The sequence below is a fragment of the Ruminococcus sp. RTP21198st1_G1_RTP21198_201120 genome, from assembly GCF_040924265.1.
Taxonomy (GTDB): domain Bacteria; phylum Bacillota; class Clostridia; order Oscillospirales; family Ruminococcaceae; genus Hominimerdicola; species Hominimerdicola aceti.
In genome coordinates this window covers 1-24,179 of sequence record NZ_JBCOMH010000008.1, presented here as the reverse complement: position 1 = coordinate 24,179, position 24,179 = coordinate 1, and the positions used below count along the sequence as shown (strand labels likewise).

The window sequence follows — 24,179 nt, the reverse complement described above, 5'->3', positions numbered from 1 at the left end:
CACTGGAGGGGTTAGTGGTATTTGAACGAATCAGAATCAGTCTTTTTTATAAAACATGGTCTCGTAGCCATCAGCACGGAGCTTGAGGCCGTCTGCCCACGGTGGGGTCCGGCCCATCTGTTCGCAGAGGACCTTCAGGTCGACGCCGGGGCTGGCTTCGATGACCAGCTCGTCGTGAATGTGCATGGTAATGAAGCAGTGCGACAAGGTCCGCATTGCGTAGCAGAGAATGTCACGGGAGGTAGCTTGGACGATGTTCTCCACGAGCTTCGGCCCGTAGGTCTCCAGCCGCGCCCACTTCTTTGTACCGCCGATACCCTCGTAGGTGATACACTCGCTGCCGAACTGATTTGTACCGAGCTTAGGCTTTACATAGGAAAGGCGTCTGCCGGACGGGAGCGTAATGAAGAGCATCCCGCTCTGGTAGCAGAACTTGACTCCGCAGACCTCGCCGTCCATGTGATACTTCACGGCATTCATAGCTGCCCGGTCGATGTCCCACCAGAACCTCACAATGTTTTGGTTCGAGTTGCGCCAAGCAGTGACCAGCGGCTGAAGCTCGTCTTCCGAAAGGCCCATCTCCAAGGCTCCCATCGCTTTGAGAGCTCCGATAGAGCCGCCATAGCCGAGGGCGAGTTCAGCGATTTTGCCTTTTTGCCGCAGGTGGCCGTTCACGCCGTGCTTTTCAACAGGGACCTTGAACATCTGCGATGCGGAAGCGCAGTAGATGTCTCCGCCTTTTTCAAAGACCTCCTGACGCCAGATTTCACCGGCAAACCACGCCAGCACTCTGGCCTCGATTGCTGAGAAGTCGGAGACGATGAACTTGTATCCCGGCTTCGGCACAAAGGCGGTGCGGATCAGCTGCGAGAGCGTATCTGGCACATCTTCGTAGAGAAGCTCCACGCCTTCAAAGTCGCCGCTGCGGACAAGACCACGGGCCTCTGCCAGATCCGGAAGATGGTTCTGGGGCAGGTTCTGCATCTGGATAATGCGTCCGGCCCAGCGACCGGTCCTGTTGGCACCGTAGAACTGAAACATCCCACGAGCACGGCCATCGGCGCAGACGGCCTTTTCCATCGCCTGATACTTCTTGACGGACGACTTGGCCAGCTGCTGCCGGAGAAGGAGGACCTTCTGGAGCTCTGCCGGAGCGGTCTTGAGCATTTCAGCGACTTCTTTCTTGCCGAGGGAATCGACCTCCAGCCCGTTGTTCGAAAGCCACTGCTTCATCTGCTGCACGGAGTTGGGATTGTCCAAAGCGGTCAGCTTCTTCATGGCAGCAGTGAGCTCCGCACGAGAGCGGGTGTCCATAGCGATGGCTTGATGCACCAGCTCCATATCGAGGGCGACACCTCTGTCGTTAATTTCCTGATCGATGTGATACTGCTCCCAGACCATTTCCGGCACCGGAAACTTGGCGAGCTTTTCCTGAATGGACATTTCGACCTCGACATCACGGATGTTGTACCGTTTGAAGGCAGCCCACTTGTCCGGAGCGTTTTCCGGCAGGTTGCGGGTTCGACCACCATTGGCCTTTGTCGGCGCACAGGGCTGGCAGAAATACTTGATGAGCTCTTTGCCTTCGGTCAATTTCTGCTTTTCGAGGCCCAGAACGGCACCGACACCTTCCAGCGACAGTGGCAAGCCCATGTAAGCGGACCAGATCATGGTGCATTTCCATGAGGCTGGATCGAGGTAGTTGCCGACGGTGTCTTCCGGGATGCTGTAGTAGGCATTATCAAAATCGCCGTGATCTCGGAGCCAGCGGGAAAGGCATATCCTCTCGAACTGAGCATTGAAGGCCCACTTCGTCACATCATCGTTTGTAAGCGCAGCGATGACCTCCGGAGGGATCGTCTCTCCACAGGCGAGGTCGACCACCTGCACAGGATTACCGTCTGCGGAATACCCGAAGAGAAGAATATCGAAATCTGTCGCCTCGGTATATTTGTAGACGCCACACTTGGCAAGGTCCACACTGCTGTAGGTTTCAATATCAATACTGAGTGTTTTCATATACACGAATCCTTTCTATAGCCCGAATGGGCGGCAGGAACATTCCCACCGCCCACGGGATCGGAGATTACTCTTTGTTGAGTTCTTTCATACGGGCTTCGTGATACTCCACCTCACGAAGGGCGTGTTCCTTCTCAAGCTGTCGGCGCTCTTCCTCCCATGCCGCATTGCGCTTATCGCGTTTGCGGTCATCGACGGCGTCAATGATGGATCTGACGATCCAAAACACCGCCAGGAGCAGATACAGGGACAGAAGCAGAATGCAGAGAATCGTGGTAATACTCATGCTGCACACCTCCTCAAGATAGGAAATCTTCGTCCACATCGGTGGCGAAATCGGACGCTGCACTGGACTTGCCGCCGAGGGGTTCGCCGTCACGGATCTTCTGCAGGTTGTTCAGCCCACAGGCGATGCCCTTGTTGCCGTTGGAGTTGAAAGCGTAGAAGTTGATGCTGGCACGACCGTACACACCGGAGTAAACCTCGGAGCGGGTCAGGATCGGATTGCAGTCAGCGTCTACGATTCCGGGAGCCGTAGCGGAGTTGGCATTGATGAAGTAGCTGCCAGCGTAAGCCAGATCATCCGGACGCTCGGTGTCGCCGTCACGGAGAGGCGTCTTGATAGCCGTGAGGGGCGGTACGGTGCGACCGTTGCCTTTGAGCTTGGCCTGACCTTCCTCATAGGCCGCCTGAATCGCTGCCTTGATCTTCTGAACGGTCACGGTGTCAGTCTTCGGAATGATGAGACTGACGCTGAACTTCGGTGTGCCGCCGTTGATGGACTTGGCTTCCCAGACATTGGCGTAGGACCAACGGGTGTCCTTGCCGGTGATAACCTTCATGGGGTTTGCGAGTTTAGTAGAATTTGACATATTAGTTGTCCTCCTTGAAATCATCGATAATGGTTGTCATTGCCGGTCTCTTATCGCTGTCCGGCACCAGCGTGGGTTTGCCTTGAGGCTTGGTGATCAGGCCTCCAAGAATGTCGTTGAACTGTTTCTTTCCGAGAAGCGAGGTCATGGCGGTGACGCCGAGAATCTTGTGTTCGTAGGGGTCGTACCCGGCAGCTGTTACGGCTGCGATGACGGCATCCTCGTTTGTGTACTTGCGGTTGGAGCGGCCCTCGACCAGCTTGTAGCCGGACCACTGTTTACCGCTGATGGCTGCCTGAAGCGCATAGTCCTTGATGTCGGAGGCCCAAGCGATCAGCTCGTCGATGCGACCGAGGATTTCTTCGACCTCTTCATCTGTCAGCAGAGGCGGCTGCCTGAACTCGAACTTGGCAAGCTCCATGTTGGCGTTGGCTCTTTCACGGCAGTCAGCTTTGGCCTTGCAGAACTGGCACCATTCGCCGCAGTGGTATTCACCGTCTCCGTTGAAGGCAAGCTCTGCAGTCGGGGCCAGAACCTGATCGGCCCACTCGCAGAGTTCGCCCTTCGAAATGGTGAAGGTGCTGATGTTGGAGCGTCTGGGCTGGTAGATGGTCATGCTGACGGTGTCGATGTCGTAGATGCAGTCGAATAGCTCCAGCGCACCGAGAGCGTACAGTTTCATCTGCGGGTTGTCGTCAGCCTCGACCAGAACGCCTCTGCCGTGCTTGTAGTCCACAATGTGAAGCGTCCCGTCAGCAATGATGACGCAGTCGCCGGTGCCGAAGCCCTCCTCGACATACTTGGAGTAGTCGAGTCGCTGCTCGATCAGGACCACGGGGTCCGGGCAGGTCTTCTTGGCTTCTTCAACCAGCTCCATCACAAAGGCCATATAGCCGTTGGCGCATTCCTCCATTTCGGAGTTGTACCAAGTGAGGGCTTCGGTCGGGTCATTTGCCTCCATGCCGAGTGCCTTCCGGAGCTTGTACTCACAGAGGGCGTGGGCGTCGGTACCTTCGGCTGCGAAATCGCTGTCTTTGTCGTCGTAGCCTTCACAGAGCCTTGCCGAAGGTGGGCAGTTGAGCCACCTGTGCGAGGACGATGCAGAGAGAAGTGCGTGGTTAGCCATTGCCGAGCACCTCCGCATCCGCTACCAGAGCCTTGTAGCTTGCCGGGTCAACCTCGGAGAGCTTCTTGGCACCGTACTTCAGGAGAAGGTCACGGATCTGAGCGGTGAAGCCATCACGGGACTTTTCTGCCAGAATCGCTCTGACCTCTTCGAGGGTGAGTGCCTTTTCCGGTTCCGGAGCAGGGGCCGCTTCCTCGGTACCGCTGAATGCGCCGGTCAGCCAGTTGGCGATGTCGTTAATAGAAGATGCAATATCCCGCAACTCCCTGATGGTCGCTTCCATTTCGCTCATTTTGCTCATCACGTTTTCCTCCTTTCTGAGATTGGCTTGTCTGGTTAAGCTGGATCAGCTTCCTCGCCAGACGTCTTGACACTACGCTGATTGCCGTAAGCACTCCGATGAGCTCTTCATCAGTGACGGCCTTGTTGGGTCTGGACTCACTCATTGGCGGTTCCTCCTTCCTAAGGACCTGTGTTGTTTTGCTGTCCTCAGTACCCACTGGAGGGAAACCGGTGTTTTGAACGAAAAAATCTGAAAAAATTTTTGACCGCCGCAGAATTGCTTCCACGGCGGCCTTTGTTGGGTATTAGATGAAGTCCTTCAGGGCTTCACGCAGGATGGAGAACACCTTGTTCTTCTGGTAGTTGATGGTCGACTGGCGTTTGCCCATGTCGGCAGCGATTTCACGCTCCGTCTTGCCCTGCATGATAAGCTCGCAGATGCGTCTGCCGTCCGGATCAAGACGGTTAAGCTCGTCGTATAGAGCGTCGAGCAGTCCCTTGTCCATAAGGATGGACTCCGCAGACGGTGCGTCATCGGCCAGCGTATCGCCAAGGGTAAGCTCGTCCTCCTCGCCGCCGATAGGCGTGTCGATGGAAACCTTCTTACCGGCAGCGTAGAACGGGCAGCCGGGGCAAACACCGTCACACTTCCAAAGCTGGGCCTTGGTGCAGCGGCACTCGCCATTCTTCTGGGCATGGTAGCGGGTGTTCCAGATGGGCTGGTAGTATGCCCTGTAAACTTCCTCGCTGACCTCGATAGGGGTCCCGTCGACCGGGATAAAGTACTTCTTGTCGTTGTTTTGCATGAAAATTTCCTCCGTTCGATTTGCTTGGAACGGAGGAAACCTTCATGGTCAGCTGCAAAATGGGTATAGAAATCCAACCACAGTCCCGACGGAGATTTCTCCGTTCCGGTCTGCAGCTTCCCGCTCAAAAGGCAGCTGTTGATATTTACTTGTGCCGTCAAGCACCGTTGAGCCACCGGTGATCAGTCGGTGCAGTCCCTGACGGTGAGCAGTTTTCTGTCTTGCTCAGGACAGTTTTTTAGTCGAGATCCACTTCGATGGCGTACAGTTCGCTGAAAATTTCAGGCAGGTCGCTTGGGTTAAGGTCCCAAGTGCCGTGTGCGCCGTAGCGTTTGAAAACAGATTCAACTACTGCTGAGCCCAACTGAGACTCGATGGCAGCAGCGGTGTTTTCAATGTTCACGATCCAGTTGTTACGTTCACGCTTTGTCACTGCTTGTCCCTCCTTGTCAGGTTCAGCTTCCTAATCCGGATAGTAGGCTGTTGATGCTGCCGACCACTCAGCTCCGGATCGTTCATGGCCGGTGAACGAGCTGAGAGGCGGCTTCTGTTGAATGGCGATTGCTTGAAAGTGAGTTTGTGCCTGTTTGTGCCTGTTATTGCCCAATGCTATTGATTTTTGGACTCGAGTGTGATATAATAAAATATCAAGGTCCACAGGCCGACGGCTCAGTCTCTCTCATCTCCGCCATCCACTAATAAGATACCGAGATGAAAAAGGACTTCCTATAAGCGCAAGGACCATGAAAAAAGGACTTTCAGGACTTTTGATAGGACTTTTTCTGAAAGGGGTGATTTGCATAGATTTCGCTCATTTTTGCAAAGGAATATATGGCTCCGTTGAAGGAGTGGCAAATCAGGACTCCTTCGTCATTGAAGCCTTTAAGGCGGCAGGGAGCAGCTATACTTTCACGAAAAAAGGTGCCTACAGCTCATCTAACTACGGGGCCAAACTATTCAACGGCGGTAAGCCCTTGTCGAAGAAGCATAGGGACTCTTTCCCAGATCCGATAAACACGACCGGCCTTGCGAAGTACCTGTCGGAGCACATAAAAAAAGCGTCCATCAGAACCGTGATGAACTACTTCACGATCCCTACGGACGCAGATATAAACATTCCGGCTTTGGCGAAAGCCCTCGCAGACCAGCTTCAGATAATCATACACGAGCCGGATTCTGATGCCGACATCATAGCAACGAACTATCAGCAGTATTTGTCGCAGCCGGAAACAGACGAGCCGTCATTCCATAAGCCGCTCTATGATGGAGATGCTTTCTGGATTGAAACGGCACCTGCCGACCGGCGACATGTCGTTGATTTTTACGAGCACTTCACCCACACATGGAAACTACTTAACTCCGGTAAGGTCGCATGGACGGGCCGAAGGCTTATCTGTATAAACGAGGATTCTATCACTCCTTGTGCCATGCAGCTGTCAATTGACATACCGGATACGCCTCCAAATGGACGAGCTGTTGTGCCGGTTGAATTCGATGCCCGTGGCAACGAGGACACTTTTGAAAGTAAATGGGTTATGGTCGATAAAGACAATAAAGATTGCTATCCAGACTATTCAAGCCCATTCAATGTAACAATTGTAGTCGAGAACAAGACGTTTAAGAGATCTGGAGGTAACTAAATTGGGTAACGAGAACATTGAAAAATGGTCAACATTAAAAGAAGTCCAAGCATACCTTGGCGTTGGCAGAGAAACCATTTTGCAGTGGATCGCTAAAAGAAATATGCCAGCCTATAAAGTAGGTAAGCTGTGGAAATTCAAGCTGTCAGAGGTGGACGATTGGATTCGTTCCGGCGGTGCCGCTGACGACAAAGTTGATGATAAGGAAGATAAGGCCGAATAAGTCCGTTTTTTGGGACAGCACATTTGGTGCGATCATAATGGCTTAGTGCCGAAATCAGAGTCAAGAGAGGAAAATCTATATGGACAATCAGGTGCATAATTCAATAGTTAGCTTTATTTGGGGGATTGCGGATGATTGCCTTCGTGACGTTTATGTCCGTGGTAAATATCGTGATGTTATTCTCCCTATGACGGTTATCCGTCGTCTGGACGCTTTGCTGGAGGACAGCAAGGATGCGGTCCTCGAAATGAAAAAACGGCTTGATGCCGCAAAGATTGATAATCAGTGGCCAGCCCTCTGCAATGCTGCAGGACAGGCTTTCTGCAATGCTTCTCCGTACCGTCTGCGTGACCTCACCAGTCGTGCCAAGAAGCAGACGCTTAAGGCAGACTTCATCGCTTATTTGGATGGTTTCTCACCGAATGTGCAGGTTATTCTGGATAAGTTCAAATTCCGCAATCAGATCGACACGATGGTGGATGCCGATATCCTCGGTGCTGTCATTGAGAAGTTTGTGTCTTCTGACATTAACCTGAGTCCGAATCCGGTGTGGAAGGACGAGGCCAAAACCATCATGCGCCATCCGGGTCTGGATAACCACGGCATGGGCACCATCTTCGAAGAGCTGATCCGTCGCTTCAATGAAGAAAACAACGAGGAAGCCGGTGAACACTGGACGCCTCGTGACGTAGTTGAGCTCATGGCTGACCTCGTTTTCATACCCATTGCGGACCAGATTCAAGACGCTACATACTCCTGCTACGACGGAGCTTGTGGAACCGGCGGTATGCTTACCGTTGCACAGGACCGTCTGCTTACGCTTGCCCACAGACGTGGTAAGGATGTCTCGATCCATCTCTTCGGGCAGGAAATAAATCCGGAAACCTATGCCATTTGTACAGCTGATATGCTTCTGAAAGGTGATGGAGAGCAAGCTGAGCACATCGGTTTTGGATCCACGCTCTCTTTGGATCAGCATTCCTCACGTCAGTTTGATTTCATGCTTTCCAATCCGCCTTACGGTAAGAGCTGGAAAACCGACGCCGAAAAGATGGGTGGCAAAAAAGAGATCCTTGACACCCGCTTCAATACCTATCTTGAAGGTGGCGAAGAAATGGCTATGATTCCTCGTACCAGTGACGGCCAGCTCCTTTTCCTTCTTAATAACATCTCCAAGATGAAGAAGGACTCTCCGCTTGGTAGCCGCATTGCTGAAGTTCATAACGGCTCGTCTCTCTTTACGGGGGATGCTGGTAGCGGTGAAAGCAACGCAAGGAGATATATGATAGAAAACGATCTTGTGGAAGCCATTATCGCACTACCAGATAACATGTTTTACAACACTGGTATCGGAACCTTTATTTGGGTTTTAACAAACAGAAAGGAAGACCGACGTGTTGGGAAAATACAGCTAATCGACGCAACAAAAATGAAATCCCCGCTTCGAAGAAACATGGGAAAGAAAAACTGCGAGTTTACCGAAGATATTCGTAAAGAGATAATGCGCATTTTCACTTCAATGGAAGAAAGTGAAATCAGCCGTGTGTTTGACAATAGAGAGTTTGGATATTGGTCTATTACGGTCGAACAGCCTTTGCGTTTGAGAGTTTTGCCGTCCAAGCACATACCTTCCAGCATATTCAGAAATGAAGCCGAGCAAATTTTATGTGAAAAAGCACTTAGGAAAGCAGCAGCTGTTGCAGCTCTTGATGATTGGACCGAGTTCTCAAAAGCATCGGGCCTTAAAGCAGCGTTGTTAAAGAAGATACGTCCTTTTATCACGGAAAAAGACGCTTCAGCTAAAGCGATAGATGGCGAAGCGGATGCTGATCTTAGAGATACTGAACTCGTACCGTTCACATACAAGGGTGGCATTGATTCGTTTTTACGCAACGAAGTGCTTACTTATGCGCCTGATGCGTGGGTCGATGAAAAGAAGACTTCTGTTGGGTACGAACTCAGTTTCACCAAGTATTTCTATCGACCGGTAGAACTAAGAAATATGGACGAAATACTCGAAACGCTCCGTTCTCTTGAGAATGATTCCACAGGAATGCTTGAAGAAATAATAGGAGGAATAGCGAATGCCTGATAATTACTCCTCCTACCGTTCATTTGGTCAAAAATGGGCAAATGTGATTCCTGAGCACTGGAATTCAAAACGCCTTAAAGCAGTATTTGCAATGCGAAAGGAACGGAATAATCCCGTCGTTACCAGAAACATTCTTTCATTAACTGCCAAACAAGGTGTTGTGCCACTTTCTCAAAAAGAAGGCGTCGGAGGGAATAAGCCCAAAGATGATATGACCAAATATAATATCGCACACGAAAACGACCTGTTGGTTAATTGCATGAATGTTGTTGCGGGCTCAGCTGGCGTATCAAGGTATTATGGTGCAATCAGCCCTGTTTACTATGCTCTTTATCCTCGTGAAGATGAAAATGTGTGGTATTACCACTATATCTTCAGGCTATTAACGTTCCAAAGAAGCCTTGTAGGATTGGGCAAAGGTATTCTGATGCATGAAAGTGAAAACGGAAAGCTAAACACGGTACGCATGCGAATTTCAATGGACTATTTAGGTAATGTGCTTCTCCCTGTCCCTCCAAGAAGTGAACAAGACAAGATTGTGGATTATCTTAATTGGAGGGTTTCACAGATTAATAAACTAATCAAGCTAAAGCATAAAGAAATCAAATCCATTGAAGAACTCAAGAAATCTGTTGTCAGTACAGCAGTTACCCGTGGGTTAAACCCAGACACCGAGATGAAATCAAGCGGAGTGTCGTGGCTTGGCGATATTCCAAAACACTGGAAACTGATCAAGCTACGTCAAATATTAAGAGCCGTAAGTGAAAAGAACCACCCGGAGCTTCCATTGCTTTCTGTAGTTAGAGAACAAGGTGTCATAGTCAGAAATGTAGAAGATCAGTCTTCGAACAGAAACTTTATACCAGACGATTTAAGCGGCTATAAAGTTGTTCGAAAAGGCCAGTTTGCTATGAACAAGATGAAAGCATGGCAAGGCTCCTATGGCATTTCAGACTATACAGGAATTGTGAGCCCTGCATATTTCATTTTTGACGTAGCGTTTGATAATCTTGAGTACTTTCATAATGCAATCCGAAGTAAAGTATACGTAAATTTCTTTGCTCAGGCCTCGGATGGCATTAGGCCGGGACAATGGGATCTTCAGATGGATAAGATGAAAGAGATTCCTTTCATTGTTCCACCAGAAGACGAGCAGATACAAATCGTCGAATACATCAAAGCGGCTCAGCAAAAGTATCAGTCAGCAATTGAACGATTAAAAGCTGAAATTGACGCTCTTGAGGAATTCAAGACACACTTGGTTTCTGACGTTGTAACTGGCAAAATTGATGTCCGTGACATTGAAATCCCGGAATATGAGTTTGTGGATGAAGAAGCAGATTCGGATGCTGATGATGAGGACGATTCGGACGATACCGAAGAACAGGAGGAGTGATTATGGCTTTTACCAACACCAGAGAAGAAGGGCTGGAATCCTTAATCGTAAAGTGGCTTGTTGAGCAGAACGGCTACGAGCAAGGCACCAACGACGACTATAGTAAGGAATACGCTCTGGATGAAACACGCCTGTTCCGCTTCCTGTCCGAAACGCAGCCGGATGAGATGGACAAGCTGAGCGTATTCAAATCTGACACCAAGAAGCGTCAGTTCCTGAACCGTTTGCAGGGAGAGCTGGCCAAGCGTGGCATTATCGATGTTTTGCGTAACGGCATCAAGGTTTATCCTGCGGACCTGATCATGTTCTATCTCACGCCGACCGAGAATAACCAGAAGCAGAAAGAAATGTACGAGAAGAACATCTTCAGCGTGACCAGGCAGCTCCGCTACTCACAGGACGCCGGAAAGCTGGCTCTGGATCTCTGCATTTTTATCAACGGTCTTCCGGTCATTACGATGGAGCTGAAGAATCAGCTCACAAAGCAGAATACGGAATACGCCGTTCAGCAGTATAAAGACGACCGTGATCCTCGTGACATTCTGCTCTCCTTCAAACGCTGCATGGTCCATTTTGCTGTGGATGATGCAACAATCAAGTTCTGCACGAAGCTGGCCGGTAAGGACAGCTGGTTCCTGCCATTCAATAAGGGCTATAACGACGGAGCCGGTAATCCTCCGAATCCGGATGGTCTGATGACAGACTACTTGTGGAAGGACATTCTCACCAAGGCAAAGCTCTCACGCATTATAGAAAACTACGCACAGGTTGTTGAGGAAGTTGACGAGGATACCAAGAAGAAGTCTGTCAAGCAGATATTCCCTCGTTATCATCAGTTGGATGTGGTTGAAAAGCTGCTGGCCGATGTTCGTGCCAATGGGGTCGGTAAGCGTTACCTGATTCAGCACAGCGCAGGAAGCGGCAAATCCAACTCCATCGCATGGCTGGCTCATCAGTTAATCGGCATTGAACAGAATGGCCGTCCGCTGATTGACTCCGTCCTTGTTGTAACAGACCGCCGTATCCTCGATAAGCAGATCCGCAACACCATCAAGCAGTTTATGCAGGTGAAAAACACTGTGGTGTGGGCAGAACATTCGGGCGATCTCCGAAAAGCCATTCAGGACGGGAAGCGCATCATTGTGACAACGGTCGAGAAGTTCCCGTATATCGTTACCGAAATCGGGCAAGAACATAAAACTCATAAGTTCGCCGTTATCATAGACGAGGCTCATTCCGGTCAGAGCGGTCGTAACTCGGCTCAGATGAACTTGGCCCTGTCCGGCCTCGCCTCTGAAGACGACATGGACAATGAGGATAAGATCAATGCCATGATGGAAGGCCGCAAACTCCTGACAACGGCCAGTTACTTCGCTTTCACCGCCACTCCGAAGAACAAGACCGAGGAAACCTTCGGTGTTGCTTATGAAGAGGATGGCGAGATCAAGCATCGACCGTTCCATGTTTATACCATGAAACAGGCCATTCAGGAGGGCTTCATTCTGGATGTGCTGAAGTATTATACGCCTATCGACAGCTACTATAAGCTAATGAAAACTGTTGATGACGATCCTATGTTCGACAAGAAAAGAGCTCAGAAGAAGCTGCGCTCCTTTGTTGAAAGCAACGAGGTCACAATCGCAAAGAAGGCGGCCATGATGGTTGACCACTTCCACGAGCAGGTAATCGCCAAGAAAAAGATCGGCGGTCAGGCACGTGCTATGGTCGTTACAGCCAGCATCCCTCGCTGCATTGAGTATTACTACGCTATCAGCAAGTGCCTCGCAGACAGACGGAGCCCATACAAGGCCATCGTCGCCTTCTCAGGTGAGCACAAATACAAAGGTCAGGAACCAGCACTTACTTCAGCTGCCATGAACGGCTTTTCCGATGCGTTGATTCCAAAGACCTTCAAGAAGGACCCGTACCGCATACTCATCGTTGCTGACATGTTCCAGACCGGATTCGACGAGCCGCTGCTTCACACGATGTATGTGGACAAGCCTCTATACGACATCGGTGCCGTGCAAACGCTGTCTCGCCTGAATCGTGCTTATCCCGGCAAGGATGACACCTTTGTTCTGGACTTTGCCAATAAGACATCTGTGATTGAGGAGTCTTTCTCAAAGTATTACCGGACCACAATTCTCTCCGGAGAAACCGATCCGAACAAGCTGTATGACTTAATCGCCGTCATGGAAGACTATCAGGTCTATAGCAACGACGATGTGGAGAGGCTTGTTGACCTGTTCCTGCACGGTGCAGAGCGAGATCGCCTCGATCCAACACTGGATGCTTGTACGGCGGTATATAAGCAGCTCGAAACAGACGATCAGATTAAATTCAAGAGTGCTGCAAAGTCCTTTGTGCGTACATACGGTTTCCTCGGAGCCATTCTGCCTTATGGAAACGTGGAATGGGAAAAGCTCTCAATCTTCCTGAATCTGCTGATTCCTAAACTGCCGTCGCCTCGTGAAGACGACCTGTCAGAAGGCATCTTGAGCACCATTGACCTTTCGAGCTATCGTAATGAAGCCCGTGAAATGATCTCCATTCGCTTGGAAGATCAGGATGCTGAAATTGCGCCTGTTCCTGCCGGAAAGACTGGCCACATTGTGGAACCGGAAATGGATCTGCTTTCCCGGATTATTTCTGACTTCAACGATATGTTTGGCAACATCAACTGGAACGACGCCGACAATGTCCAGCGGCAGATTCTCGAAATACCTGCAATGGTGTCCAGAGATAAAAAGTATCAAAATGCTATGCGCAACTCTGATGAGCAGAGTGCTCGGTTGGAAAGCGAACGTGCTCTGCAACAGGTTATCTTTGCAATCATGGCTGATAATATGGAGCTGTTCAAGCAGTTCCAAGACAATCCATCCTTTAAGAAGTGGCTTTCGGATCTGGTGTTCAACCTTACTTACAATCCGGAAGGCAAAGAGTACGTGATGCCGGGGCCGGGTGAAAAAACCGTCGCATACGATTTTCCCACGCAGGAATCTTTGATGGTTGCTGAAGACCATGCCACGTATGGCGACAAAAAGGATGAAGAGTAAACTGTAACAAGGTGGAGAATGCAATGAATGATTCTTTTGACAAGACTATAAGCGGAGGTAAATTTGACGAGGTTTTTACCGAGGTGTCTCACGCTGAGACCCTTGGCCTAAAAAACCCGGAACAACTGCGCCTATTTCACCTCAACGTCAATAACAATGCATTCTCATCCGATAAGCTTGAAGTGTTTCTCAGGAAGAACATCGGTCAATACGTTTTTTCTCGTGCTCAGATCGAGAACTATCATGTTGAGGGCGATGTGTACAGCGTAGGAATGGATGCCATCGACATCATGAAACGCAACGGGGCTCCGGGTCAGAAAGGCACCGGCAATGACCTCGGTGAAATCATGCTATATGTGTTTTTAGAGCAGGTTCTGGGAGCTCCCAAAATCATGAGCAAGGTAGAGCTTCAAACCGGAGCAAAACAATATGACAGTAAATGTGACGGAATACATCTTCTCTCGCTGGAGCAGGCCTTCGGCATGCCATACTACCACATGGTGTTTGGCACCTCCAGCATTGTGGGTGATATGAAAAAAGCTGTTGACACTGCCTTCGACGCCATTGTTGAGATCGAAAAGCAAAGCACACAGGAGCGCACCCTTGCTGAAAACACGGTATTCAGCAAGTCCTTTGATAAAGACACGGTTCAGAAAATCAAAGACCTGCTTATTCCGAGTAAAGGACAGTCGGTCCCGTATGATACAGCCTATGGCGTTTTCCTTGCGTATAATCTCGGCCTCAATCCTACTAATTACAGTGCGGTAGACTTCCGACGTGCACTGACTCAGAAAATGGATACAGATATTCGCAATCATGCGGCATATATAGCCAGCAAGATTAATGCCCTTGGCCTCGGAAACCACTCGTTTTATTTCTACATTCTGCCACTCAACGATGCAGATGCTGAAAAAACACAAATCATGGACCGTGTGATGAATGGGGGTGGCAGACCTTGAGCAATCAAATACTGCATAACCTTGGCGATGCCATTTTCGGGGACATTGACAACAATCCCTTCCTGAATGAACTCTACGACAACATCCTTTATAACTATGCCATCACCAAATTTAACCTCACTGATAAACGGCAGATGCGGGAAATTGATGTTGTGTCGGCCTTGCGGTTTGCCGACTTGCTGTCCAAGTCGACACATGCGGTGAACCGGGACAAGCATAAAATGTGGGCGCAGGAGATAATCATCCTGCTGTATTCTCTGTACCCGGACAATCCTGATGTAAAGTTCTATGCCGGATCAGTGTTCGCGAACACCGGGAACTATCAGGCAAGAAAGATGATCGATAGCGACTTTTACGGCACGACTGCATTAGAGCGTTTCTTCGCTGAATACCAGAATGATTATTTGACAATTCCTGCAGCACCGGAACTTCGGTTCTTCGGCGCACAGAAAAATGCTTACGATCATCTCTCGGATGATCACTTCAGCTATTCCGGTCCGACATCTATGGGTAAGTCCTTCCTCATGAGAATGTACATCAAGGACCGGATACAGCATGGGGTAAAAATGAACTTCGCCCTGATTGTCCCAACAAAGGCACTGATCAATGAGATCTACAAGCAGGTCATTGACGAGGACCTTAAGAACCTTTTGTCGGAGCACAATTATAAGGTGGTCACTGCCGCCGGGGATATCGCTTTGGAGGGCAAGCATAACTTCATACTTGTGCTGACTCCGGAACGACTGTTATATCTGCTCATCAGCAAACCGGATTTGCAAATCGACTATCTATTCATCGATGAAGCGCACAAACTGTCCGGAAAAAATAGCCGTGGGCCGTTCTACTATAAAACCGTGGATATGCTTCTCAAAAGGAAGAAGAAGCCGCACTTCGTCTTTGCCTCACCTAATATTCCAAATCCAGAGGTATATCTAAAGTTGCTGACAGACATCGAAACCGACGGTGATGATAGCCACCTACGTTCCACTTTTTCACCGGTGGCCCAGATTAAGTTCAGCATCGACCTCAATAATTTCACAGTCAGCGTATATAACGACCATACCGGTGAGTTGGATTACCTTGCGGAAATCAAAGACAGAAACGCTTCTCTGGTTTCGTTCCTTCTGATGTTTGAAAGGATAAACCGGGATCTCCCCTTTGAGCGAAAGCAGCAGACCATCGTTTATTGCAACGGTAGAAGTAAGGCGATTGAAAATGCGCTTGCTTTTGCAGATCAACTTTCGGAAATTCAGGATAATGACCTGAATGCACTGGCAAGGGATATCACGAATGAAGTTCACGGCGACTACTATTTGGCCCAGATTATAAAAAAGGGCGTCGCATATCACATTGGATACCTACCAGCTGCCATCAGAATGCGTATCGAGGACATGTTCCGTCGTGGCAAAATCACGACTATGTTCTGTACCAGCACCTTACTTGAGGGTGTCAACCTCCCAGCGGATAATCTGTTCATTACCGATAACAAGATTTTCCGAAAGGTGATGACGCCGGTTGACTTCCGAAACCTGATAGGACGTGTCGGACGCATCCGTTTCAACCTTTACGGGAATGTATTCTTCGTCTCGCAGGGTGAAAAGCTGAAACAGGAAGACTATGTGGACCTTTTGAAAAAAGAGGTCCCGAAGCAAACGCTTTCTATCGAGGCTGGACCGAAGAGCCTAACAAACGCCGAAAAGAAATATGTCGTCGAGGCACTACTGCAGGGCAATATTGAACTCGTAAAAAGAAATGACGCACAGTCAGAGGAAGCCTATGTAATGATGCGTAAGTTTGCCCTCATTCTTTTACGGGATATTATGCAGGACAACGACAGCCTTGTAAGGCGTGAGTTCTCTAATCTGCTGACACCCAAGGACGAAGCGAAAATACGAGAAGCCTTTACTGATCCGTTCACAGAACCGGATGATGATATCAACACGTCGGTGGATCAGACGAAAAACCTACGTGCAGCTATCGCAATGGGACTGAAATACCCTGACCGTGTAGATGGGAAGTTCAATTATGACGACGTTTTGGCTTTCCTTGAAAAGCTGAGTCGGATCTTCAAATGGGGAAAGTATGAGGCATCCACGCTCGGAAAGCCGACGCTTCTGCGTTGGTATGCGGTTGTTCTTATTCAATGGATGGAAGGTACCGGCCTTAGCAATATCATGAAAAAGGCACTGGAGTACCGGCAACAGCACCCTGATAACTTCTGGGTGAACCGAGGCCAGAAAGAATACTACGACGATGGACTCCGGCACCGCAATATCGTATTTGCCGACACCTTGGAGGTCATTGATAACATTGTGCTGTTCAGTATTTCAAACTACTTCCTTCGCTTCTCGAATGAGTATAAGACGGTCCATCAGCTGAAGGAGTTTGATAACAACTGGTACGAATTTGTAGAATACGGAACGACGAATCCAATAACAATCCTTCTTCAGCGGAACGGATTCTCTCGTGAGGTATCCACATATATCCGGAACAACAAGGATGAGTTTATTATCGAAGGGCCGGATGGAAAATGGCATCTGAGCACGGCATTGCTTGAATGCTCAAATACTAACGCTCGAACAGAGGCGTCGAGTGTACGATACAACATGCCGGAATTGTTTGCAGAGAAGATATAAACCAATCAGGAGGAAGAGTTACCCGTGAAGAAGATTGAAGGTTCTCCTAAGAGCTTAAAGCAGCTTTTACAGAATACAAAGTACTCGATTCACTATTATCAGCGTGAGTATATGTGGCAGAGAAAACATATCGAGGAACTGATCGATGACCTTACATCGGAGTTCTTGGATTATTATGTTCCCGGTGATGATCGCAAGGATGTGCAGGACTATGGTGCATATTTCATGGGGTCCATTGTTCTTGCTGGTCGTGAAAATGCAATCATAGACGGCCAGCAGAGATTCTCATCGCTGACGCTCCTGCTAATGTATCTAAATAATCGGCTCCGTTCACTTGGTCAGAACTATAGCATGATCGAACAGATGATTTTTTCTGAGGCGTACGGAACTAAATCCTTCAATATAAATGTTGAGGATCGAGCTGATTGCATGAATGCAATTTTTAATGATCAGCCGTTTGACACGACCAATGTCGGAGAGTCCGTGAAAAACCTCTATGGCAGATATACCGATATCATTGATGTTTTTCCCAATGATGATATTACTGACAACATGCTCTTGCATTTCTGTGACTGGCTGGCCTAGAAGGTGTTCTTTATAGAGATTGTGGCCACCACAGAACAGGATGCCCATAAAGTCTTTGTAACCATGAACGATAGAGGTCTGAGTCTCACATCAACAGAAATGTTGAAAGGATACCTACTATCAGAGATAAAGGATGATTCCAAGCGTGAAAAACTCAATAATATTTGGAAAGACAAAGTTCTCTCCCTCAAAAAAGACGACGATAAGGGAGATGAAACATTTATCAAAGCATGGCTAAGAGCTCAATATGCCGAAACCATCCGTGAAACGAAAGCCGGTGCCGTGAATCAGGATTTTGATATCATTGGTGGTTCTTTCCACAAATGGGTACGTGATGAGCGAGACAAGCTCGGCCTATCCACAACAGATGATTTTGAGCTCTTTATTATGAAGTTTTCTAAATTTGCGGATGTTTACAGGAAAATCCGTGAAGCTGAGAACACATTTGCAGAGGAAACAAAGTATATCTATTACAATGCACAGGTTAATTTTACACTTCAGCCGCAGTTGCTACTGGCTCCTATTTGTTATGAGGATACGTGGCCGGTTATCATTGAAAAGATTAATTTGGTCGCTCGATTCATTGATCTGCTGATCACTGCCAGAGTAACGAATTATAGGTCTGTAGACTATAGCACTATCAAGAATTACGTGTTTAACGTAACAAAGAATATTCGTCGCTGTTCTATTGATGTGCTGAAGGCTCGTTTGAAAGCCCAATCTGACAACCTCGCATATGATCCGGCAGCAGCCCTTCCTGAGCTGCGTTTGAACAGCTTTACCAAGAAATACATCAAGAATATGCTTGCTCGCATCACGGGCTATATTGAGGAGCAGACCGGTGTAGCTTCGAATTACTGCAACTACATGAATACGCAGACAAAGAATCCATTTGAAATCGAGCATATTATCACGGACCATTACGAGTGGTTTACCAGCGAATACTCCGATCAAGAAGAATTCAGACGGTGGAGAAATAGCTTCGGCGCACTATTACTTTTGCATAAGAGCATCAATGCCAGTCTGAATGACTCAAAATATGATTACAAGCTCTCGAAGTATTGCTCCAATGAAGGAAACATTTATACCGAGTCGCTGGGTGATCAGGCCTATCAGAATAATCCAAAGTTCAAGAAGTTTATTGCTGACAATGGTCTGGGCTTCAAGCCTTATGCACAGTTCGGAAAAGCAGAAATCACTGAGCGAATTCAGCTTCTTGTTCAGCTTGTTAATCTGGTGTGGAATGCGGAGATGTTTGCATGATGGAGCTTATAGAAGATGTTTTTATCCGCTGTGGTAGATGCGGGAAGATTACCGGAATACACAAAGAAGATTTTGATTTTGAGTCCTATGTATATGATCGTGGCGATAATAGGATGGGTGAAGAAATTGAATTCCGTCACGAAGGATACATTGAATGTGATCAATGCGGGAATGAAATCTCCTTCAGAATATCTGGCTACGAGTATCCTATAGGTGCATTCAACTATGAAGATAGCGAAATAGCTGGGGGTCGGTTTGAGGAAGAACCGCACATGGGAGTCATATATAGCCGAGATGATTTTGACCCCGATGATGCATACCCTACATTTACACGAGTGGAGCAAATCATCATGGACATCGCCCAAAACCGTGAGTTGATCTATGACATCTCTCCCAGAGAGTTTGAGGCAGTTATCGAGCGGGTGCTTCAAGATGAGGGCTTTGAAACAAAGTTGACACAACAAACCAGAGATGGTGGTCGTGATATTGTCGCAACAAAGTATGAGATGGGAAAGCCGGTCGTTTTCTATATAGAGTGTAAACGGTACGGACGCCAGAACTCTGTGGGTGTAAATATCGTTCGTTCTCTATATGGTGTTCAGTCGGCTGATCAAATAAATAAAGCGATTCTCGTAACAACTGGACATGTTACCCGTGGCGCTCGCAGATTTGTAGATGATCAGAATACGATGATGAGCGTCATCGATGTAGAGGAAATACACGAGCTGATTCAAAGAAGCGCAAGGAAATATAGAGGCTACTGAACCTTTTAATTATTCCACACTTTCTAATTATTCCTTCGACTGTCGGTTTTGAGGGGTAAGTTCCAAAGGCCACAGAACCGGCCAGCAACAATCGAATAAACAGAAAAAAGGGCTTCCGAAGCTCTGCTGTAAAACACAGCGGAACCTCGAAAGCCCTTTATTTCATTCCTTTTTCAGCTCTTGTGTGCCGGAGAAGGCTTTTTCTGTTTGTATCAAAGACAGCGTTTTTATAGACCCGACAAGTGGTTCTGGTTCGCTGCTGATAAACATTGGCAAGAGCGTTTCAAAGTATGTTACAAATTCTGATAATATCAAATATTACGCACAGGAACTCAAGGAAAATACATACAATCTCACTCGTATGAATCTTGTTATGAGAGGAATCAAACCGTCAAACATCACAACACGCTGTGGTGATACATTAGAGGAGGATTGGCCTTATTTTGATGACAGCAATCCGTCGGAAACTTACGAGCCTCTTTATGTAGATGCAGTCGTCTCAAATCCGCCTTATTCACAGCCTTGGGATCCGTCAGGGAAAGAGGCAGACCCTCGTTATGCAAGGTTTGGTCTAGCCCCAAAGGGTAAAGCCGATTATGCGTTCTTGCTGCACGATCTTTATCATATTCGTCCTGAGGGTATTATGACTATCGTTCTTCCGCACGGGGTGCTGTTCAGAGGCGGAGAGGAAGGCATAATCAGAAAAAATTTGATTGAGAATAATCATATTGACACTATTATCGGACTTCCGGCAAATATATTTTTTGGAACTGGAATACCGACAATTATTATGATACTGAAACAAATGCGTGATAATAACGACGTGCTTATTATAGACGCCTCCAAAGGATTTGTGAAAGACGGCAAGAACAATAAGCTTAGAGCGTCTGACATCAAACGTATTGTTGATACGGTATCTTCAAGAACAAGCGTGCCGAAGTTCTCAAAGGTCGTTTCTCGTGAGGAGATAAGACAAAATGATTACAATCTCAATATTCCAAGATATGTTGACTCTTCTGAAAGTGCGGAGACTTGGGATATTTACGCCTCTATGTTTGGCGGTATCCCTGTGAATGAAGTTGATGGTCTTGTGGAATATTGGAACGCTTTTCCGAATTTAAGAGAAGAATTGTTCAAGACGAGCGATACACCATATCTTCAGCTTGCCTGCGATGATATTAAATCAGCAATTTGCAAGAGCAACGATGTAATAAAATTTGAGCAGGCATATGAGCAGGCATTTAACGGATTTGAAGATCATCTGCGTAAAGAGCTTATTGAAAATGCTGAGACTGTTGAGGTATCAAAAGAGGAAACCGCAATAAGCGAGAATATCTTTGCACGGTTGGCAGACATTCAGTTGGTCGATAAGTATGAGGCTTATCAGCTTCTTGATGATGAATGGGGAAAGATAGCCGTAGACCTTGAAATAATCCAAACAGAGGGCTTTGAGGCAACCAGAAAGGTTGACCCGAACATTGTGATAAAGAAAAAAGACGGCAAGGAACAGGAAACGCAAGAAGGTTGGGTAGGACACATTATTCCTTTTGAACTTGTTCAGACAACACTATTGTGCGAGGAGTATAACGCTCTTAAAGCCAAGGAACGCTGCCTTGCTGAGATCCCGTCAGAGTATGAACAAATTATTGAGGATATGACGGAAGATGAAAAAGAGACCTGCAAAGAACAGCTGACTGAGGACAATAGTGCATTTATCATCAAGGAAATTTCTAAAAAGATAAAGGCTTTGAAGAGCGAACCTAAGTCAGATGAAACTCTTGCACTGATTGAAAAGCTTTCAAAGGTCGAGGCTTTTTCTAAAGAAGAAAAGGCGTTGAAATCGCAGATAAAGACCGAAACTGCGGAACTTCACGCAAAAACCAAAACCACTATCGAGGGGCTTTCTGACGAGGAGGTCAAAACACTGCTTGAGATAAAATGGATAAAGAGCCTTGTCGATAACCTTTATTCTATCCCTTCGACGATCGTTAACGGCCTTGTTTCTAAGATCACGGCTCTTGCTAAAAAATATGATACCACATATTTTGATATTGAAACTGAGATATCAGAAACGGAAAAAGAGCTGTGTTCTATGATTGACGATCTGTGCGGAAATGAATTTGATATGAAAGGTCTTGGTGAGTTCAAGAAACTGTTGGGAGGTGTGCAAAATGACTAAAGAAAAAGTCATACCTCAGATAAGATTTTCGGGTTTTACTGATACTTGGGAACAGCGTAAGCTAGGAGATATTGCTTCTGATATGGTTGCAGGAGGCGACATCGACAAAGACTTAATTCTTGCTGAAGGTCAGTACCCGGTAATCGCTAATGCCCTCACTGGCGATGGAATTGTCGGGTATTATGATAAAGAATATAGAGTTAATGCTCCGGCTGTTACGGTTACTGGTCGTGGAGATGTTGGACACGCAAAAGCAAGATTGGTTAATTTTACGCCAGTTGTAAGGCTTTTATCAGTGAAATCAGAACACGATGTTTTCTTTTTAGAGAACGTCATCAATACTTTGAAAATTGTTATTGAGTCAACTGGCGTGCCACAATTAACTGTACCGCAACTCGCAAAATATGAAGTGGCATTTCCTCGGCAACTTGATGAGGAAGAACATATCGGAGCTTTTTTCAAGCAACTCGACCACCTTATCACCCTTCATCAGCGTATGTAAATCCCAACGTAAATAAAACCAATTATTACACACCACTTCAGCGTAAGTTAAAAATAATTACAAAAAATACAAGCTATTGACAACCACATCGTTATATGTTATAATACACAAGGAAAAGTTTTAAAATATAACGATCTGCCTACCACATACATAAAAAACATAATCAACCACTTAGAGCTATAAGCTCGTACATATTATCAGGCACGATTTAAAACAACAGGATAACTATATCCTGTTGCCAAATCGTGAATCTGAAATATGTGCGAGCTTTTTTGTTTGCATAAATTACATATATAATAACGGCAACTTGAAAATAGAATAGGAGGTCTGGTAGCGTGAAAAAACTCATCACTCGATCCTGCGAAGAAATAATGACAACTGTGTACAAGCCAATAGAGTTCGTTATAGACGGCTTGATCGCACAAGGTCTGTATATCTTAGCAGGTGCACCAAAGGTCGGAAAGTCTTGGCTGGCACTGGATATGTGCCTGTCAATAGCGAAAGGAGAAAAAATTTTAGGTCTAAAAACTTCACAAGGAACTGCTCTGTATCTGTGTTTAGAGGACAGCTACGCAAGAATACAAAACAGACTCTATGAGCTGACCGATGAACCAACTGAAATGCTTTACTTCTCTGTTATGTCTGACCCGATAGGAGGCGGTCTTGAAGAACAGATCGAAGGCTTTGTGAGTGAACATCGTGATTTGAAAATCGTTTTTATCGACACGCTGCAAATGGTTCGTGGTTCAACAGATTCAGGCTATGGTTCAGATTATAAAGAGCTCTCTGTGCTGAAAGCACTTGCGGACAAGCTTGAAATCGCAATAATAGTTGTACATCACACTAGAAAATGCAAAGATATCGACCCGTTCAATATGATTTCGGGAAGTACAGGAATCAGCGGTTGTGTTGACGGAAGTTTGGTGCTTATTGAAAACAAGCGTGGCAGTCGCAATGCTAAACTATTCTGTGTCGGTCGTGACATTGAAAACGCAGAAATTAATTTGCAGTTCGATAGTGATTTGAAAAAGTGGGTCGTTACCGATGAGCCGACCGCTCCAAAAAGTAAGGACAACATTTTTCTTGCGGCATTGTATGTTTACATCAAAAAGAAAGTTGATTTTTCAGGTACGGCGTCAGAACTTATAGAGAAACTGAAAAGTGTTTCTGATGAAACATTTTATCCCAACAGAGTAACAAGAGATCTGGTTCGCAACGGTTACACGCTGAGAAAATACGGCATAGATTTTCAGTACAAGCGAACTAGAAACGGCAGGCTGATAATTCTTCATTACGACCGTGAGCGTGACAGTAGTGACAGTAAAAACACTAGCGAAGTTACTGTCAACAAGCTAACTTCAAAAGTGTGAAAAGCCTTGAAATTACTTGCTTTGCAAGGTGTGACGGTAAAAATTAAATCAATGTTTACTGTCAACCCCAATCAGCGAACGTGAGGCGATTTGTGGGCTTGAAAAATCAGTCGGGTAGATTTAGCAGAAACGAACCCAAACCCAACACAAGCGATTTGTGAGCCGTTGTGGGCGATAGAATCAACCAAAATAAATTGTCAAAGCGAATAGCCAGTTTGAGACCTTCGGCAATCTGCACAAATACCTGATACGCAGAAGTTAAAGTAAACCGAATTATTCTCTTGCAAGTTAAAGTTTCGGGGTCGCAGCCCCCGAAACACTCACAGCGGACGAGCAAAGCTCGCCGCAAAAGTGCCGAAAATACGCAGTTTCAGCAAAATGATTGTGCATAATTTTTATGGGGTCA

General features: G+C 47.1%; 20 protein-coding genes. 13 read left to right on the top strand and 7 right to left on the bottom strand.

What is annotated here, in order from left to right:
• Positions 1–36: 36 nt before the first annotated feature.
• The 7 genes from AB5627_RS06535 to AB5627_RS06505 all read right to left on the bottom strand — a co-directional run bounded on the left by AB5627_RS06535 (position 37) and on the right by AB5627_RS06505 (position 5,538).
• Positions 37–2,019: a DNA polymerase gene (locus tag AB5627_RS06535; RefSeq protein ID WP_337398817.1), complete on the bottom strand. Its 1,983-nt coding sequence runs from the start codon at positions 2,017–2,019 to the stop codon at positions 37–39.
• 67 nt (positions 2,020–2,086) lie between these two features.
• Positions 2,087–2,305: a hypothetical protein gene (locus AB5627_RS06530; protein ID WP_186488785.1), complete on the bottom strand. Its 219-nt coding sequence runs from the start codon at positions 2,303–2,305 to the stop codon at positions 2,087–2,089.
• Between the two features lie 13 nt (positions 2,306–2,318).
• Positions 2,319–2,891, bottom strand: a complete 573-nt coding sequence (locus tag AB5627_RS06525) for a DUF2815 family protein (RefSeq protein WP_337398813.1) — start codon at positions 2,889–2,891, stop codon at positions 2,319–2,321.
• 1 nt (position 2,892) lies between these two features.
• On the bottom strand, positions 2,893–4,017 hold the full coding sequence (locus AB5627_RS06520) for a DUF2800 domain-containing protein (RefSeq protein ID WP_337398811.1): 1,125 nt from the start codon (positions 4,015–4,017) through the stop codon (positions 2,893–2,895).
• A complete protein-coding gene (locus AB5627_RS06515) occupies positions 4,010–4,318 on the bottom strand; it encodes a DNA ligase (RefSeq protein ID WP_337398809.1) in 309 nt (102 codons plus the stop codon). The genes AB5627_RS06520 and AB5627_RS06515 overlap by 8 nt, the downstream gene beginning before the upstream one ends.
• 286 nt (positions 4,319–4,604) lie before the next feature.
• On the bottom strand, positions 4,605–5,105 hold the full coding sequence (locus AB5627_RS06510) for an RNA polymerase sigma factor (protein WP_337398807.1): 501 nt from the start codon (positions 5,103–5,105) through the stop codon (positions 4,605–4,607).
• Between the two features lie 238 nt (positions 5,106–5,343).
• Positions 5,344–5,538, bottom strand: a complete 195-nt coding sequence (locus AB5627_RS06505) for a hypothetical protein (RefSeq protein WP_279002169.1) — start codon at positions 5,536–5,538, stop codon at positions 5,344–5,346.
• 310 nt (positions 5,539–5,848) lie between these two features.
• Here AB5627_RS06505 and AB5627_RS06500 point away from each other — a divergent pair, with 310 nt between their 5' ends.
• From AB5627_RS06500 to AB5627_RS06440, 13 genes are all read left to right on the top strand, one after another.
• Positions 5,849–6,745: an NBR1-Ig-like domain-containing protein gene (locus AB5627_RS06500; RefSeq protein WP_337398803.1), complete on the top strand. Its 897-nt coding sequence runs from the start codon at positions 5,849–5,851 to the stop codon at positions 6,743–6,745.
• A 1-nt stretch (position 6,746) separates the two neighbouring features.
• Entirely contained in the window at positions 6,747–6,968 is a 222-nt protein-coding gene (locus tag AB5627_RS06495; RefSeq protein WP_196059920.1) for a helix-turn-helix domain-containing protein, read from the top strand.
• A 79-nt stretch (positions 6,969–7,047) separates the two neighbouring features.
• Positions 7,048–9,060 (top strand): class I SAM-dependent DNA methyltransferase, encoded by a 2,013-nt coding sequence (locus tag AB5627_RS06490; protein WP_337398800.1) that lies wholly within the window; start codon positions 7,048–7,050, stop codon positions 9,058–9,060.
• The gene (locus AB5627_RS06485; RefSeq protein WP_337398798.1) at positions 9,053–10,456 is read left to right on the top strand and encodes a restriction endonuclease subunit S; all 1,404 of its coding nucleotides are present in this window, start codon (positions 9,053–9,055) and stop codon (positions 10,454–10,456) included. Before AB5627_RS06490 ends, AB5627_RS06485 begins: the two co-directional genes overlap by 8 nt.
• 2 nt (positions 10,457–10,458) lie before the next feature.
• Positions 10,459–13,515, top strand: coding sequence for a type I restriction endonuclease subunit R (locus AB5627_RS06480; RefSeq protein WP_337398796.1), 3,057 nt, complete (start codon positions 10,459–10,461; stop codon positions 13,513–13,515).
• A gap of 23 nt (positions 13,516–13,538) precedes the next feature.
• Positions 13,539–14,474, top strand: a complete 936-nt coding sequence (locus AB5627_RS06475) for a DUF1837 domain-containing protein (protein ID WP_337398794.1) — start codon at positions 13,539–13,541, stop codon at positions 14,472–14,474.
• Complete coding sequence (locus AB5627_RS06470) at positions 14,471–17,110, top strand: DEAD/DEAH box helicase (RefSeq protein WP_337398792.1); 2,640 nt, start codon at positions 14,471–14,473, stop codon at positions 17,108–17,110. Before AB5627_RS06475 ends, AB5627_RS06470 begins: the two co-directional genes overlap by 4 nt.
• Positions 17,111–17,134: 24 nt before the next feature.
• The gene (locus tag AB5627_RS06465) at positions 17,135–17,695 is read left to right on the top strand and encodes a DUF262 domain-containing protein (protein WP_368369745.1); all 561 of its coding nucleotides are present in this window, start codon (positions 17,135–17,137) and stop codon (positions 17,693–17,695) included.
• A gap of 3 nt (positions 17,696–17,698) precedes the next feature.
• Complete coding sequence (locus AB5627_RS06460; protein WP_368369744.1) at positions 17,699–18,958, top strand: DUF1524 domain-containing protein; 1,260 nt, start codon at positions 17,699–17,701, stop codon at positions 18,956–18,958.
• A complete protein-coding gene (locus AB5627_RS06455; RefSeq protein WP_337398788.1) occupies positions 18,955–19,722 on the top strand; it encodes a restriction endonuclease in 768 nt (255 codons plus the stop codon). The genes AB5627_RS06460 and AB5627_RS06455 overlap by 4 nt, the downstream gene beginning before the upstream one ends.
• Positions 19,723–19,906: 184 nt before the next feature.
• Positions 19,907–21,901 carry an N-6 DNA methylase gene (locus AB5627_RS06450; protein WP_337398787.1) on the top strand — a complete coding sequence of 665 codons (1,995 nt, stop codon included), beginning with the start codon at positions 19,907–19,909 and terminating at the stop codon, positions 21,899–21,901.
• Entirely contained in the window at positions 21,894–22,403 is a 510-nt protein-coding gene (locus AB5627_RS06445; protein ID WP_265290774.1) for a restriction endonuclease subunit S, read from the top strand. Before AB5627_RS06450 ends, AB5627_RS06445 begins: the two co-directional genes overlap by 8 nt.
• Positions 22,404–22,738: 335 nt before the next feature.
• Positions 22,739–23,773 (top strand): AAA family ATPase, encoded by a 1,035-nt coding sequence (locus tag AB5627_RS06440; protein ID WP_118053137.1) that lies wholly within the window; start codon positions 22,739–22,741, stop codon positions 23,771–23,773.
• The last annotated feature ends 406 nt before the right edge of the window (positions 23,774–24,179 follow it).

Coding starts and splice junctions, on each gene's coding strand:
- AB5627_RS06535 (WP_337398817.1), bottom strand. CDS start 2,019: ATGAAAACACTCAGTATTGATATTGAAACCTACAGCAGTGTGGACCTT.
- AB5627_RS06530 (WP_186488785.1), bottom strand. CDS start 2,305: ATGAGTATTACCACGATTCTCTGCATTCTGCTTCTGTCCCTGTATCTG.
- AB5627_RS06525 (WP_337398813.1), bottom strand. CDS start 2,891: ATGTCAAATTCTACTAAACTCGCAAACCCCATGAAGGTTATCACCGGC.
- AB5627_RS06520 (WP_337398811.1), bottom strand. CDS start 4,017: ATGGCTAACCACGCACTTCTCTCTGCATCGTCCTCGCACAGGTGGCTC.
- AB5627_RS06515 (WP_337398809.1), bottom strand. CDS start 4,318: ATGAGCAAAATGAGCGAAATGGAAGCGACCATCAGGGAGTTGCGGGAT.
- AB5627_RS06510 (WP_337398807.1), bottom strand. CDS start 5,105: ATGCAAAACAACGACAAGAAGTACTTTATCCCGGTCGACGGGACCCCT.
- AB5627_RS06500 (WP_337398803.1), top strand. CDS start 5,849: ATGAAAAAAGGACTTTCAGGACTTTTGATAGGACTTTTTCTGAAAGGG.
- AB5627_RS06490 (WP_337398800.1), top strand. CDS start 7,048: ATGGACAATCAGGTGCATAATTCAATAGTTAGCTTTATTTGGGGGATT.
- AB5627_RS06485 (WP_337398798.1), top strand. CDS start 9,053: ATGCCTGATAATTACTCCTCCTACCGTTCATTTGGTCAAAAATGGGCA.
- AB5627_RS06480 (WP_337398796.1), top strand. CDS start 10,459: ATGGCTTTTACCAACACCAGAGAAGAAGGGCTGGAATCCTTAATCGTA.
- AB5627_RS06475 (WP_337398794.1), top strand. CDS start 13,539: ATGAATGATTCTTTTGACAAGACTATAAGCGGAGGTAAATTTGACGAG.
- AB5627_RS06455 (WP_337398788.1), top strand. CDS start 18,955: ATGATGGAGCTTATAGAAGATGTTTTTATCCGCTGTGGTAGATGCGGG.
- AB5627_RS06445 (WP_265290774.1), top strand. CDS start 21,894: ATGACTAAAGAAAAAGTCATACCTCAGATAAGATTTTCGGGTTTTACT.